Origin of the sequence: Adhaeribacter arboris, from assembly GCF_003023845.1 — a bacterium.
Classification (GTDB): Bacteria; Bacteroidota; Bacteroidia; order Cytophagales; family Hymenobacteraceae; genus Adhaeribacter; species Adhaeribacter arboris.
The window spans coordinates 2,364,822-2,379,049 of the sequence record NZ_PYFT01000001.1 but is presented as its reverse complement, the minus strand read 5'-3'; the positions used below and the strand labels follow the sequence as shown (position 1 = coordinate 2,379,049).

Annotated in this window: 13 protein-coding genes and 1 pseudogene; 11 read left to right on the top strand and 3 right to left on the bottom strand. The window is 39.8% G+C overall.

Features of this window, described 5'->3' with window-relative positions; genetic code table 11:
* Positions 1–43: 43 nt before the first annotated feature.
* Positions 44–1,789, bottom strand: a complete 1,746-nt coding sequence (locus tag AHMF7605_RS09735) for a M14 family metallopeptidase (RefSeq protein WP_106928746.1) — start codon at positions 1,787–1,789, stop codon at positions 44–46.
* Between the two features lie 743 nt (positions 1,790–2,532).
* Positions 2,533–3,216 (bottom strand): hypothetical protein, encoded by a 684-nt coding sequence (locus tag AHMF7605_RS09730; protein ID WP_106928744.1) that lies wholly within the window; start codon positions 3,214–3,216, stop codon positions 2,533–2,535.
* Positions 3,217–3,777: 561 nt separating this feature from the next.
* Between AHMF7605_RS09730 and AHMF7605_RS29675 the strand changes: the two genes are divergently transcribed.
* From AHMF7605_RS29675 to AHMF7605_RS09695, 8 genes are all read left to right on the top strand, one after another.
* On the top strand, positions 3,778–3,933 hold the full coding sequence (locus tag AHMF7605_RS29675; RefSeq protein ID WP_158267483.1) for a hypothetical protein: 156 nt from the start codon (positions 3,778–3,780) through the stop codon (positions 3,931–3,933).
* Between the two features lie 207 nt (positions 3,934–4,140).
* Positions 4,141–5,037, top strand: coding sequence for a universal stress protein (locus AHMF7605_RS09725; RefSeq protein ID WP_106928741.1), 897 nt, complete (start codon positions 4,141–4,143; stop codon positions 5,035–5,037).
* A gap of 99 nt (positions 5,038–5,136) precedes the next feature.
* Positions 5,137–6,027 (top strand): diacylglycerol/lipid kinase family protein, encoded by an 891-nt coding sequence (locus AHMF7605_RS09720; protein WP_106928739.1) that lies wholly within the window; start codon positions 5,137–5,139, stop codon positions 6,025–6,027.
* 239 nt (positions 6,028–6,266) lie between these two features.
* Positions 6,267–6,461 (top strand): NADAR family protein, encoded by a 195-nt coding sequence (locus AHMF7605_RS09715; protein WP_199200216.1) that lies wholly within the window; start codon positions 6,267–6,269, stop codon positions 6,459–6,461.
* 40 nt (positions 6,462–6,501) lie between these two features.
* Positions 6,502–8,034, top strand: coding sequence for an IS1182 family transposase (locus AHMF7605_RS09710; RefSeq protein WP_106925799.1), 1,533 nt, complete (start codon positions 6,502–6,504; stop codon positions 8,032–8,034).
* Positions 8,006–8,524 carry an NADAR family protein gene (locus tag AHMF7605_RS09705; protein WP_233218997.1) on the top strand — a complete coding sequence of 173 codons (519 nt, stop codon included), beginning with the start codon at positions 8,006–8,008 and terminating at the stop codon, positions 8,522–8,524. The genes AHMF7605_RS09710 and AHMF7605_RS09705 overlap by 29 nt, the downstream gene beginning before the upstream one ends.
* Positions 8,525–8,592: 68 nt before the next feature.
* Complete coding sequence (locus AHMF7605_RS09700) at positions 8,593–9,405, top strand: hypothetical protein (RefSeq protein WP_106925413.1); 813 nt, start codon at positions 8,593–8,595, stop codon at positions 9,403–9,405.
* Between the two features lie 29 nt (positions 9,406–9,434).
* Positions 9,435–10,361, top strand: a complete 927-nt coding sequence (locus AHMF7605_RS09695) for a hypothetical protein (protein WP_106928736.1) — start codon at positions 9,435–9,437, stop codon at positions 10,359–10,361.
* A 6-nt stretch (positions 10,362–10,367) separates the two neighbouring features.
* Here the strand turns inward: AHMF7605_RS09695 and AHMF7605_RS09690 are convergent, their stop codons facing one another.
* Positions 10,368–11,663, bottom strand: a complete 1,296-nt coding sequence (locus tag AHMF7605_RS09690; protein ID WP_106928734.1) for a DNA methyltransferase — start codon at positions 11,661–11,663, stop codon at positions 10,368–10,370.
* A 357-nt stretch (positions 11,664–12,020) separates the two neighbouring features.
* Between AHMF7605_RS09690 and AHMF7605_RS29460 the strand changes: the two genes are divergently transcribed.
* The 3 genes and pseudogenes from AHMF7605_RS29460 (at position 12,021) to AHMF7605_RS09675 (ending at position 13,569) form a co-directional block, all read left to right on the top strand.
* On the top strand, positions 12,021–12,209 hold the full coding sequence (locus AHMF7605_RS29460; protein WP_146153557.1) for a hypothetical protein: 189 nt from the start codon (positions 12,021–12,023) through the stop codon (positions 12,207–12,209).
* 22 nt (positions 12,210–12,231) lie between these two features.
* Positions 12,232–12,468: a type II toxin-antitoxin system death-on-curing family toxin gene (locus AHMF7605_RS30480; RefSeq protein WP_262512383.1), complete on the top strand. Its 237-nt coding sequence runs from the start codon at positions 12,232–12,234 to the stop codon at positions 12,466–12,468.
* Positions 12,469–12,744: 276 nt separating this feature from the next.
* Positions 12,745–13,569, top strand: a pseudogene (locus AHMF7605_RS09675) (Rpn family recombination-promoting nuclease/putative transposase).
* Positions 13,570–14,228 lie beyond the last annotated feature (659 nt).

Genomic DNA, 14,228 nt, shown 5'->3' with positions numbered 1-14,228 from the left:
TTTCATCTTTAAAAAAGCTGAGGTTTACCCATGGTTAAAGAAATCAAAAAGTTTTGTTTACAATCCGGGTAACCGGGTAGCGCAAGTGTGATTTTTCGTAATACGGCGAGTGGCGGTAAACAAAATCAAGTTGGGCCTGAGCGTTTTTAGCGGCTTCCGGATTTTTGGTGATAAATTCCTGTAATTGCTTTTTCAGGTTTGCGTCTTGTTGTAAAAGTTGCGCCGCAATATCCTCAAAAACGTAATTGGAAAAATACTCTTTCTGCTGCAGAATTTCATCGAAAAAGCCCCAGTTAAAGTAAGAGTCAGTGGCTTGCGGTTCCAGGGTTTCCACTAGAAAACGAGCCGCCGGTTGATTAGTAGGAACAATATAATCGCCGGCAAAATAATTTAAACGTTGTTTTTCGGAGCGCACTTGCCCGCCGGAGTGCAGGTAATGGCCTTCGTAAGATCGGGTGCTGGTTTTATAATCGGTAATATAATACACTTCGGCGGTAAGGCTGGTATCCCGGCGTAGTTGACGCATTTTCACGCGATTTAAGCGTAAACGGTCAATTACTTCTTCCCAGGCCTGCGGCACCACGTAGGCAACCGGTTTAGCGACACTTAGGGTAGCCCGATACGTATTGTAATAATTAATTTTTTTAGAAAAAGGGGCTTGGCGGTCGTAGTACAAACGGCTTAAGCCGCTTACTTCGCTGGGTTTGTGCTTGGCTTCGTAACCTAAAAAAGTAAGGGTGTCCACCACCGTTGTATCTAATTGCCAGGTTAAAGGAAATTGTTTTTGGGAAAGCATTTCCTTAACGGACTGCTGGCGGGCGGCAGCAATTTTTGCCGCATCTTTTTGTACTATCCGGATAAGGACATCCAGAAAATGGTATTGCGCCTGTACGCGGTTAGCGAAAGGCTTAAGCATGTGCGTTTCGGTGACAAAGCCAATTGTATTAAATAATGTGGTGTAACCCGTGGAGTAGCGGGGCGTTTCTAAAAAACCAATTAAACCGGAATCGGGCGTTTCACCTTTCGAATCTACGTAGGGGCACATAGGCAATTGTTGTTTTTGCATGTTCCCGTAAAGCTGGGGCAAAAGTTGGCTAGTTAAATACTCCCTGAGCGGCGCCTGTAACTTATCTTTCTGGGTGGCAATTAAAGTCATGGTGTGTTGGTAATCGGCTCCGTTAGAAGTATGGGTATCCACAAAAATATCAGGTTGCCATTCTTGAAAAAGCACCGTAAACGTTTGCGCATTGCGCGAATCGTTTTTAATGTAATCGCGGTTTAAATCCAGGTTACGGGCATTTCCCCGGAAACCGAAGCTTTCCGGTCCATCCTGGTTGGCCCGGCTGTAGCTATTGCGGTTTAAAGCTCCATCTACGTTATAAATGGGAATAAATACTAGTACCACCTCTTTTAAAAGCGCCCGTCCTTCTTTCTTTTGCAGGTAGTCGCGGGCCAGCATCATGCTGGCATCAATGCCCTCGGGCTCCCCGGGATGAATCCCGTTTTGAATTAATATTACCCGTTTATTTTTTCTGCGGACGGAAGTAGGATTAAAATCTTTATCCATCGATACTACTGCCACGTGCAAGGGTTTGCCCGAGTCTGTTGCGCCGTATTCTATTAATTTTAATTCCTCGAAAGCGTTATCTAACGCTTGGTAGTAGGAGATACATTCTTTATACGTAGCGGTTTTTTTACCGTAGCTTTTTTCGTAAGGAGTAAGCCAGTTGCCCGGTGGTGGTGTAATCGGATTTATTTGAAGAATTAAAGAAAGTAAAGTTACTAGCATGCTCAAACGTTTATCTTACGGTTACAAGCGTAATGTTACGGATAAATGCTGGGGAAAGAAAAGCGGAATGGCTGGAGTTGTCGTAGCAATACGTTGGCAGGTAGTTTATCAAGGGCTTTACCTTTTTAAATGAAAAAGAATCTTGTGAAAAAATAGTTTAGAGGTAATAAGTACCTGGCCAAAATGAAATATGCTTATTTGTAACAAGTACTAAGTTAAAAACTTCCCTCTTAAGCTTAGGAGAGGCAGGGGTAGTTGATTTTTAAACACCCCTTATATAGTTTATTTTGTCCTTTTACTTGCAAGATTGAAGTTTTAAAGACATACTAAGGGCTGTTTATCTTTGGAGCCGGTTCCCGTCTCCATTCTAAGGTGCTATTGCTGTGGCACGGTAACCAGTTTGCCTCGTGGCCGGCGGGCCTCGTTTGGCTCTTTCGGACGGGTAAGTCTTCTTTTCTCCTGCGTCGAAATGCCTCGTTCCTCGGCACCGAATCCTTAAAGGTCCGAAAGAGCCAAACTGGTGTCGTTTATTCTTGGCCAACTTACTACCAACTTGAAAGATGCGCCTTTGCAATCCTAAATAAACCAGGTATAAAGTTAGCGATTGGAATTCCTATAAGCAGAGTTTATTAGAACGTATGAACTAAGCCATACCGGATGAAAGCCCATTATGACGGCAGCAGAGTTGCTCGGGCTAAAAGGTAGTTAAGGGTGCATAAAGATTGATGTGAGGCTTAATCAGGCTACAAATGGTTGAAGTATTGCACCACGTGGGTTAAGGCTACCGGATTTTTGTACGATAATTTTTTCCCGCGAATATAGGCCTTCATCGGCGCAGCTTTATCCTCGTAAAGATCTTCTAAGTCTTTTTTAGGATGGCGCAAGCTAATAATCTGGTTTTGGGGAGTAAGCAGGTAATAGGAATGTAATTGCGCAATTTGGTAGTTATTGCCCGCGCGAGCCGTTTCTGTAGAGGAATAAGGTTCGTAATACCGGCCCAGGGAGGTATACCTAGGTATCGGATCTAAATTCCGGATTACAAAAGCCGTTCGCTTCACCAGGGTGTATTTTCCTTCGGTTACAACTTCAAAAAAGGTTGGGGTTTGAAAGGCCGGTACATCTGGGTTAGGCGAATACAAGAACGGCTTAAATGTTTGGAAAATCTGTTTCTGCTCGTTAAAACCTTGGAAATAAGCCACATTCACCGGTGAAAAAGTCCGGATAAAACCGTCAGTTCCTTTTACCTGAATAATTTCTTTATTGTAGTAATAGCTTAAAGGTCCAAATAAAGTTTCTCCGGTAGTTAGCACTATCTTCCCCTTCGCCCATTCGTGTTTGTTTAAATTTTGGGCTAAGGTAGTAGGGGAGAATCCGGCAAGTGCCAGAAAAATTAAAATGCGCCAAAAATAAAGCAGTTTCCGCAACATGGCTCTATGATAAAAGATTAGGAAAATACATTTAATTATAAGGGCATGCTAAACGATGCTAAGATGCTGATCTGTATACGTAAAAGTAGTACTTTTTCTATTTATTTATTTTGGAGACGGTAAGACAGAGGGACTTAACTAAAAAAATATTAAGGATAAGCCAGTTCTAATAATAGAATTTTAATAAAATAGAAGCTAAGTAGGGTATAATTATCCTTTTTTAACTAAAAATATTTTAAAATTTCAATGAAGTGTTTCGTTTAAGAATAGTAAAGCGTAATATATTAAAAATAATATACAATTTATTTAAATTGTATATTATTCATATAGATACGTATCAAATTTAAAGGGTAAATTTAAAATTAATGTTATTTTTTTGAATAGATGCCATTTTTTAAAGGCTTATTTTCATAAAAGATTATTATTACTAATTAATTCTTGTTGATTAATTCTACCTAAAATATTCTAAAGTTATTTTCTACCATTAAGGAAGTACTGTTAAAGAAGCAGTTAGTATGGCTGAAAACAAATTAGATTTTCTGGGCGCTTAAATCTGTTAATATGAGAAACCGGGTACTATTTCTTTTATTTTTCCTGCTCCTTTCCATTGTTCCAACTAGTATTCCATCTGTTCAAAAACCGGTATTGGACGGCAAGAACTGGATGGCGATTACCGGTAAATCATTAGCCGCTACGGTCGGAACGATGGCTTTTTAGCGAGAACCAGTGGACCCATTAACCCCATATACTTTGATTGGAAGCACACTAGTTTTTGGGGTGGTTCCAGCAACTACGGCGAAGATTACGGAATCGGCTGGTAATATTTAGAAGAACTTAATTTTCCAGCGGTTATTTCTATTTATAAAGCATTTTTTAAGTTGAAATCCTGAGTATATTGCCGGCACCTCACGTAAATCTAAAGCTATGAATAATCCACAACCTGGTATCCGGAAGATTGTAGTACCCATTGATTTTTCGGATCTATCGCAACAAGCCTATCAGGTAGCGTTGCAACTAGCCCGGAAAAGCGGAGCCATGATAAAGTTGCTGCACATTATCGAATTGCCTTTAACATCTGGCTACGGAACTTCTTACGCCGGTATCGAAATGAATCCGGTAGGGGCGTACCAAAGTTATGATTTTATGCTGCCGGAACTACTTGAGCAATCGAAACAGCAAATGAATAAGTTAGTGGAAATGGGTGCCGCGCAAGGTGTAATTATTGAGTCGGAAGTAGTAACTGACCTGGCGGTAAATAAGATTGTAAATGTAGTTACCGAAGAGCAGGTAGATCTGGTAGTAATTGGCTCCGCTGGGGCAGAAGGTCTGGAAGAATTTTTAATTGGTTCGGATGCCGAAGAAGTTGTCCGTCATTGTCCGTGCCCCGTGCTTACGATTAAACAGCCTACTTCCGGTAACTTTGAGGTGCAACAAATTTTATTTCCGTCGGATTTTGCTCCTGAAACAACTGCCATTGTACCTATTCTTACTTTTTTCCAGCAATTTTTTGGGGCAAGGTTAAATTTATTGTACGTCCGGACGAAGAACGATTCCAGCAGCGAGCAGGAATTACATGATCGAATGCAAGCTTTTGTACAGGCTCATCACTTAACCGAAGTACATTTTCTTATTCAACCTAATTCTTCGGCCAGCGAGGGTATTTTGGAAGTAGTAAATACCGTAACGCCCGATTTAATTTTAATGCCTACCCACGGCCGCACGGGCCTGGCGCATTTGTTTCATAAGAGCGTGGCCGAAAGCGTGGTGAACCATGCATCTATTCCGGTGCTTACGTTTCATTGGCCAACCACTTCTTCCTAATTTTGTTATTTACAACGCGTTATTTTATAGTTGATTAAAGCGTAATTTTATTTTTTATTTGATTTAAGGCGGCCAGTAAGGCCGTTGGTAATTTGTTTCATGGCGGCAAAAACAAATATTCTTTTTATTCTTAATCCCAAATCCGGACGTGCCAGCCAGGTAAACGTTCCCGACTTGCTCAGCCGCTACCTGGATGCTTCTCAATTTACCCCTAAACTAGTATTTACCGAGTACGCGGGGCACGCTACGGAACTGGCCCGGCAGGCTGCCCGGGAAGGTTTTAAAATAGTGGGAGCCATTGGGGGCGACGGTACCGTTAACGAGGTAGCTTCCGGATTATTAGATTCGGGTGCTATTTTAGCTATTCTACCGAAGGGTTCCGGCAACGGCTTGGCGCGCCATCTAGGTATTCCCTTAAATTTACGCCACGCTATCCGGATTATAAACGAATACCATTACTCTGCCATTGATACCGGCACTATTAACGACCATCCCTTTTTTTGTACCGCCGGTATCGGGTTCGATGCCTATATCAGTTCGGTTTTTGCTACCAGCAGGAAACGCGGTTTGCAGACGTATATCCGGTTGGTACTGCAGGAGTTTATCCAGTTTAAACCTCAGGAAGCCGTTTTACACTTAAACGGGCAGCCCCTGACTACCCAGGTTTTTGTGGTGGCCTTTGCTAATGCCACCCAATACGGTAATAATGCCCACATTGCCCCTAAAGCCGATATTCGCGACGGTTTGCTGGATGTTTGCCTGATCCGGGAACTGGATTTCCGGAAAGCTATTCATTTAAGCTTAGGAATGCTCACCAAACGTATTGCCGCCGGCAGCTCCGCTGAATATTTTACCACTACTGCTGTCGACGTAACCAGCGAACAGCCTTTCAAATTTCACGCGGATGGGGAATACGTAGGCGAAGCAACTGAATTTAAGGTGAGTATTAATCCTTTATCCTTAAAAGTTATTCACCCGAAAGGCAAGTAGTTAAGTAGCTGGTTTAATGCAAAAGGCGGTAAAGTTTTTTATGAGTAGCAGCTTATTCGGCGGTTAGCTTTATCCCCCTGTTATACGAAATAGTTTAGTCAAAGGAGTAGGATAAATATTTATAAGATTATATATTATATGTGGTATATTTGAGCTTGCAGTTCCGGTTATCGGTTATTTTTGGGCGGATATATGGAATAACTCCGTATATCCGGTAGTTAGGGGCAATTGAAAGAAAAATGAATTACAGTATTGAATGGCTTAAAAGAAACTTGGAAGAAGGAAAAAGATTTAAATATCTCTACTTCTGGGGTCACCAGTCAAATAAAAAAGAAATTACAGCCTCTTGTTTTAGCCAGTGGTGGGTTGCCCCTTTTACGGTTGATAATGTAGTTTATAAAACCGCAGTGGCTGTTGCACAACCCCTTGATTGAAGTTAATCGTTGAAGAAGGATAGGACTATTTTTTAAGGTTATGCAAGGCAGAAAGGTTTTGGAAGATGAAAAGGCGTTGCTTTTTTCGCTCTCGGCACATGTACCAGAACACAACTTCTATCGCCGCTTGAAACAGCAGTTGAATTTGGATTTTCTCTACGAGCTTACCCAACCTTACTACGGACGATGTGGTCAGCAGTCGATCGATCCGGTAGTCTTCTTTAAGCTCTGCTTGGTGGGTTACCTGGAGAATATTGTTTCCGACCGCCAACTGATCGAGCACTGTAGCCTCCGACTAGATCTGCTTTACTTTTTAGACTACCAAATAGATGAGCCCTTGCCCTGGCACTCCACGGTTTCTCGTACTCGGCAGCTTTACCCGGAGAAGTTGTTTGAGCTACTGTTTGATAGAGTCTTTCGCTTATGTGTCGAGAAAGGCATGGTAGCCGGTCATCGGCAGGCGATTGACTCCGCCCCCATTAAGGCCAATGCTTCGATGGATAGCCTGCTTTTAAAACAATCACCCGAGTCGGTGAAAAAGCACTTAACGAAGGTTATCCTCGAGAATGAAGCGGTAGTAAAGAAGTCCAACCAGAATAAAGAGGGAAAGCCAGAACAGTTCCTCTCGGCTCCGGAGTACCAGTTAAGAAAACTGGAAAAGCACCAAGATCAGCTGAAAGCATCTCCCAAAGGCTTAGGCGGTAAGCACGAGAAGGCCCGCCTGGTCAGCAATAAAACGCACTACAGTTCCACCGATCCGGATGCCCGCATATCGGTCAAACCGGGCAAAGCCAGACAACTTAACTATTATTGCAGCCTGGCGGTGGATACAGCCAAAGGCGTTATCAGCCATGTTCAAGCGGATTTGGCTGATGGGCGGGACAGCCAATATTTGCCGGCTATCACGCTGAGATTGCAGCGACGGCTACTAGATAATGAACTACGTCTAAAGGAACTGCTAGCGGATGGTGGCTATTCTAACGGTAGCAACTACGCCTTTTTAGAGCAAAGAAAGATAACGGGCTGGATACCCGTATTTGGCCAGTACAAGTCCGAGATAGAAGGTTTTCCTTATGACCAACAAGCTGACTATTTCACCTGTCCGACCGGGAAGATACTCGCCTTTAAGACCTATGACACCAATGCGGAGGGAGGTTTGCTAAAAATCTACCGGGCTACCTACCAGGACTGTAAACATTGCCCGCTCAAATCTTCTTGCGTTCCCAAAAGCCAATGCCGCCAAATCACCCGTACTGCATACGATTCGGAATATCGACGAGCATTAGAAAGACAGCAAAGTAGAAAAGGTAAACGGATGAAGCGAGTTCGACAAAGCACGGTAGAGCCGGTCTTCGGCAGCTTAATTCATTACTATGGTCTCCGGAAAATAGGAGTGCGGGGTAAAGCCGGGGCTCACAAGGTGATGCTGCTGGCCACCACTGCTTTTAACTTGAAGAAATATCTGAAGTTTAAACCGGTGAAAGCGGTCAGCCAAGCTTTGGCACTTCAAAAGAATCAAGAATCTGCTTTTAGCAGCTATTCTTTTGCTTTTACTAAGCTGTTTTTCCACTAAGAGAGCACTATTAGGAGCAGCATTGAGTTCAGATAGGGAAATAGGACGCGGCTCAAAAGGGAGTTGTGCAACAGCCACCGCAGAGCATTGGATGATGGCTCAGAAAGCACACCTGTTTGGTGACAGTGATGCTTTTGATAAAATAGTAAAAGCAAGAACACCTGGTGAAGCCAAAGCCATCGGACGTGAGGTCAAAAACTTCGATGATTCTGTTTGGGAAGAACAACGCTTTGAAATTGTGGTCAATGGAAGCCTCCAAAAATTCGGACAGCATCAAGACTTGCAAGAATTCTTAATAAATACTAAAGATAGAATACTTGTAGAGGCAAGTCCTGTTGATAATATCTGGGGAATTGGGTTATCAGTCGACGACAAAAAAGCCGAAAATCCCGAACATTGGGAAGGTCTTAATCTATTAGGATTCGCTCTGATGGAGACAAGGGATATTCTGAACAATAACTTAAAACAACTGCCCCCTAACCACGTGTAAACCTCAGCTTCGGCCGACGGCCTCGCCGACGTTTACACAAGACCGTTGGCAGCAATTATTTAAAAACAATGAAACAATTTTTAACCTTATTTCTTTTATTCAGTTTACTAGTCTCTTGTAACCAAGAAGTAAAAAATAAGAAAATAAACAAAAAGGAAGCAGAAAAAAGAAATAAGGTACAAAGGCCTAATATTAGCTATAGTAATAAAATATCCACAGGGAAATGGTATTTTCTGCCTTATACAGATTCAACAATCATAAATAAATCCATCTTCAAATATTCTCAATCCTGTGCAAGCTTTGCCTACATGATTTCATATGATAGCAGCAATCCTGACAGTATCTTTTTTAAAGGTTATCATGAAGAGACAATGATGCCACTTATAAAAAGAAGCGATACTATTTTTTGGGCAGGAGACACCATACAGCATTGGGAAATTACTTTTAATAATGACTTTTCGTCTCTTCAATTTCAAGAGTATATGGATAAATCTTATGCTCACAAAGCAGACCCAAGGCTTTTTCAGTTCGCTAAATCTGTTAAGGAGATTCAAAATTTAGCCATTTACTTTAACAAGTTCATTTTGGCAGGTGCTTATAAAAATGAACAAAGTAAAGTGAGATTTACTGATAAGTTTGAAGTAGTTGGTATTGATAATGCAGCAACCTATGAATTAGTAATTGATTTTTGGGAAATGGTTCCACAAATGGACCTTATAAACTTATTTGACAAGAAAGGGGAATTATTAAAACAATTAAACTGGGAATATGATGGTGAGATTCTAAAACTTAGAAATGTAAGACAGATTTATGATAAGGATGGAGACTTTGATAGAGGTGTAGCAGAAGATATAATTTATGAACTCAAAAAAATAAAATAACTTCTGCCAACACCGTGTATACCAAAACCATGCTTCGCTATGATCTAGGCATGCACGAGGCCCGTTATGGGCAAGTTTTAATACCTAGCATTTTACCATATATTGCGACATCAAAACTAACAATGGAAAGGACAATAAACATCGATAATAATCCTGAAGCCCTTAATCCTTGGGTCAGACAAAGTTTAGATCTCTTTAGAAATTCAAATTACCTTGATCAAATTTTGGAAGTGTATCCATTTCAAATTGCAGTACCGGAAAGATTAGAGGCAGGAATTAGACGCAGAATTATCGCTGCTCATCAGGCAAGAAGAACAGAAGAATTAATTGCGCTTTTAAGGCGGTTAACCAAATTCCCTTACGAAGACCCTATTTGGTATTTGCTTAAAAATATAGAAGGTTGTATTGACAACAATCCAAGGCAAATACAAAGGATTGCTGATTCTTTGTATTCTATGACAGCGGAGGAAACCGTTGTAAGGCTAGAAGCAGCACCGAAACTTAATACGCAAATGGGTCCAATGTTCAATGGTTGGTTAAGACGGAATTTTAATCCATTAGGATTAGATGCCTTTCAAAGATCAACTGCAGGAATTTGCATACTAGACACCAGCGAAGAAGTTGGAAAAGAATTCATTAATGACACATTACATCAAAATCTTGCAAAACGTCCTGATTTAATTGTAAAAGTTAACAGACAGATTATTATTGGTGAAGCTAAATGGGTCGGGCAACCGGGCGGAAATCAGGAAAAACAAGTACAAGAAGTTTTAAACTTTTGCAGACACCAGCGAGGAAATGTAATTCGAATTGGCATTGTTGATGGATTCCCTTGGTCTATTTTTACGGTAAATCATAGGCTTGTAAATAATAAAGAGGCAGTTAATATTCAAGAATCGGAATATGACATAGTAAGTGCTCTGCTTTTACAAACGTATTTACAAGGTTTTCTATAATTTGAATTAATCAAGTGATATATATTCAAAGAAGTTACACTTAATTTTTTCCTTTTTGAAATTGCTTTTCACAACAGATAAGGATTGGGTAGAATTATCAATTCCAATCCACTTTCTTTTTAGCTCATTGGCAACGAATAAAGTTGAGCCACTTCCAGCAAAGCAATCAAGTACAACAGAATCTTCATTAGAGGAATTTGAAATAATTCTACGGAGCATTTCATGATTTTTTTGTGTTGGGTAATCAACGTAAGACAATCCTTTATCCTTGAATTCCCAAACATCTTGAACCTTTTTCCCTTTGTGTTCCTTAGCAAAAATCATTTTTCTTGGATTTCCGGTTTCAGACCATTCAATTAATCCTTGCATATCAAGTCGTGTAAGTTCTTCCCTACTATATCGCCAATGCCTTCCTTTAGGAGGCATTAATCCATTCCATTCCTTTCCGGTATCGCCATCAATTGTCTCACCTGGAGCATGTAATGGATTAGTAGTATATCGACCATATTTGGGATGGATTTTAGGAAAAAAAATATTCTCTTCTTCTTTTGTTAGTTCTTCTTTTACCTCATTCCAAATATTTTTGTCTCTTTCCTTTGCATAAAACAAAATAATATCTGAGTAATTGCCATATGCATTTCTTGCAAAATTTTTAGGGTTGCATTTAATCCGTGTTATATCATTTATAAAATTATTATAGCCAAACACTTCATCCATAATAATTTTTACATAATGCCCAATCTTTTTATCAATATGCAAATAGATGCTTCCATTTTCAGAAAGCAGCTCCCTAAGCAAAAAAAGTCTCCTTCTTAGGAACTCCAAAAAGTCGCCATGCAATAACTTATCAGAATAAGCATGGTCATTGTCAAGGTTAGAAAAATCTTGACCTGTCCCGTAGGGAGGGTCAATATAAATAAGATCAATTTTCCCCCTTAGGTCTGAAAGAAGATTTTTTAATACAAAGAAATTATCGCCAAAAATGAACTTATTAAAATCGTCTTTGTGATTAAGTTCAATAGGCTTAATTGTCCCTAAATGCCTTGAAGTTAGAATCTCTTTTTCTTCACTTTTACCTTGATAGTCTAAAAAACAATTTCTTGATTTTTTAAAATATATAGCTTCTGGTTCCGACACAACTGAATTGGAAGAAAGAAAGTTTTCAAACTCTGAATAAGAAACACGATAACTCTTATTTATCTTAACAGCGTTTAATTCCTTTCTTTGAATATACTTTGCAACTGTTTGCCTTGTAACTTTTAAGGTTTGGGCTACCTCATCAACAGTTAAAAAATTACTCATAGCTATCTGTATTTATGACGCAAATTAACTTATTTTAACAAGTAATCAAATGTGACATCAAGTTTTTATGCACATTTTTAGCTGACCGAGAAAAACGGCGTGCAACAAAAGTATTTGCAAAAGCAAGGCTGGACATTGTAACATCAGCTATATGCAGGCATCATCAGCGGTTCGGGCTCGATGTTCAATTTTCAGCTTCAGTTCATAACTTCAACAACATATTTTCAAATGAGCATTTGTGCCTGGCTGGACGAACAACGAATTCCCTGCCTTCGCAAATACTCGACCGTTAGGGCGCATTTAAGAAAAAACGAAAGTGGGAATAAATTCGTAAATTTATCAGAAAGAACAATCAAGATGACAGCTAAAGAGCTTAAAATAGAAATTCAGAAAGTTCTGGACAAAGTTCCCGAGAATCATCTAGAGGAGGTTCTTTCCTACTTACAAGAAGTACAGAAAAGAAGTGCATCTGAATTTAGTAACTCTCAACATCTGAAAAAAATATTAACGGAAGACAGAGAACTTCTTAAGAAACTTGCTCAATGATTAGTAAAAAAAAGTTGAGCAAATACATAATCTGTTAATAGAAGAATTTGGAGGAGCAAAAGGGATAAGAGATTTAGGAGCGTTAGATGCCGCTATAAATCGACCATTTGCCACATTCGACCAACAAGAACTTTATCCCAATCCAGTCGACAAAGCAGCCGCCATTATTGAAAGCATCTTGATTAACCACCCGTTCCTGGACGGTAATAAACGAACTGGTTATGTATTAATGCGTCTTTTACTTTTACAATCAGCGTAAGGCATTCAGGCAGAACAAGAATAAAAGTACGAATTTGTTATCTTAATAGCTACTGGAAAATTAGCTTTTGACGGAATAAAGGAGTGGATTGAGAGAAAATTACAAAAATAAAAACGTGCCCTAACGGCTAGTATATACAAAAGCCTTGCTACACGGAGGCCCTTGCATAGCCAAGTACATTACTCGTCATTTTAAAATACAAAAGCAGTCTGGCTGAAAATATCTATCTTTGGATAAAGTATATTCTTGATAATGGCTGAATTTACAGAAAAATAGATAAACCCTTTTACCGATTACGGCTTCAAAAAGCTATTCGGGGAAGAGCCTAATAAAGACCTGCTACTTGACTTTTTAAGTGTTTTGTTAAAAGAAGAACAAGGCGAGATAAAAGATTTAACTTACCTTTAAAGTGAACATTTAGGTACTAGTGAACTGGACAGAAAGGCTATCTTCGACCTATACTGTGAGAATGAAAGAGGCGAGAAGTTTATTGTAGAATTACAAAAAACTAAACAAAACTTCTTCAAGGATAGAACCGTTTATTATTCCACTTTCCCAATCAGGGAACAAGCCAAACGAGCCGACTGGAACTATAAGCTAAAGGCGGTTTATACCATAGCCCTACTGGACTTTGTATTTGCGGAAGATAAGAATGCACCTAGTAAGTTCCGCTACGACATTAAATTAACAGATACCGAAACTAAAGAGGTATTCTACGATAAACCCACTTTTATATACCTAAAAATGCCCAAGTTCAACAAAACGGGGGAAGAATTGGAGACTAGGTTTGACAAATGGCTGTACGTGATAAGAAATCTAAATCGGCTGGACAAAGTACCAGATAAGTTGAGAGAGCGGGTATTTGAAAAATTGTTTGAAACAGCCGAGATAGCCAAATTCACGCCCGACCAGGTCCGCTCCTATGAGGATAGCTTAAAGTATTACCGAGACTTAAAGAATTCATTAGATACAGCCAAGGAAGAAAAAGCAATAGAAATAGCTAAAAGAGCCTTAAAAATGGGCTTATCAGTTGATGACATTATTGAACTAACTGGTTTAAGTAGACAATCTATTGAACAGATGAAAACAAACGAAGGATAACCACACCTATACGGCAGCTACGCCGCAAAGCCAGTACGTTATAAAATTTATTTATCGGACAAAAGCCTGAAATAGTTTCTAACGTAGCAATTGTTATCCGAGAAAATGCTTCAATTAGTCTGTAGAGTTAGTTTTTTACAACCCATTTTTTACCTTATCAGTAGAAGACTTTATTCTCTCTCGAACCTTTTCGGTTCATCCGGCATATAATGGGGAAGCATCTGATTTATTCGTGGTCTGATGCCGGGCTTCCTTAATTTTATTTAGGGCAACATTCACCTGGAGGACTCAGACCGGCGCGGTGGATGAGCTTATTCCCAGTACCTTCCCGAAATATTTCAGCAAAACCTAGCTCCAGACTAAAAGTTAAGATACCATCGTGGAAAAGTCCGGTTAAGCGTAAGATTAATAGAACAGGATAAGGAAAGGTGTAGATTGGCTTTAAAACCTGCCGACAGAACTTCTCCTTTCTTTAAAACTGTACCCGAAGGTGTAACTACTCTCCTTTTTTTTGACCGGTTAACCCTTAAAATAGTTTTAGAAGTAAACGTATGGAAAAGGAATCTAAACGCATCTTTAAAACGCTCATCATTTTTATACGTGTAAACAGATAAGAAGGCCCAAATACCCCTGAAGGAGGCTCTTTAAGAATACGTTTA

Coding starts and splice junctions, on each gene's coding strand:
- AHMF7605_RS09710 (WP_106925799.1), top strand. CDS start 6,502: ATGCAAGGCAGAAAGGTTTTGGAAGATGAAAAGGCGTTGCTTTTTTCG.
- AHMF7605_RS09690 (WP_106928734.1), bottom strand. CDS start 11,663: ATGAGTAATTTTTTAACTGTTGATGAGGTAGCCCAAACCTTAAAAGTT.
- AHMF7605_RS29460 (WP_146153557.1), top strand. CDS start 12,021: ATGACAGCTAAAGAGCTTAAAATAGAAATTCAGAAAGTTCTGGACAAA.
- AHMF7605_RS09725 (WP_106928741.1), top strand. CDS start 4,141: ATGAATAATCCACAACCTGGTATCCGGAAGATTGTAGTACCCATTGAT.
- AHMF7605_RS29675 (WP_158267483.1), top strand. CDS start 3,778: ATGAGAAACCGGGTACTATTTCTTTTATTTTTCCTGCTCCTTTCCATT.
- AHMF7605_RS09700 (WP_106925413.1), top strand. CDS start 8,593: ATGAAACAATTTTTAACCTTATTTCTTTTATTCAGTTTACTAGTCTCT.
- AHMF7605_RS09735 (WP_106928746.1), bottom strand. CDS start 1,789: ATGCTAGTAACTTTACTTTCTTTAATTCTTCAAATAAATCCGATTACA.
- AHMF7605_RS09730 (WP_106928744.1), bottom strand. CDS start 3,216: ATGTTGCGGAAACTGCTTTATTTTTGGCGCATTTTAATTTTTCTGGCA.
- AHMF7605_RS09715 (WP_199200216.1), top strand. CDS start 6,267: ATGAATTACAGTATTGAATGGCTTAAAAGAAACTTGGAAGAAGGAAAA.
- AHMF7605_RS09720 (WP_106928739.1), top strand. CDS start 5,137: ATGGCGGCAAAAACAAATATTCTTTTTATTCTTAATCCCAAATCCGGA.
- AHMF7605_RS09695 (WP_106928736.1), top strand. CDS start 9,435: ATGCTTCGCTATGATCTAGGCATGCACGAGGCCCGTTATGGGCAAGTT.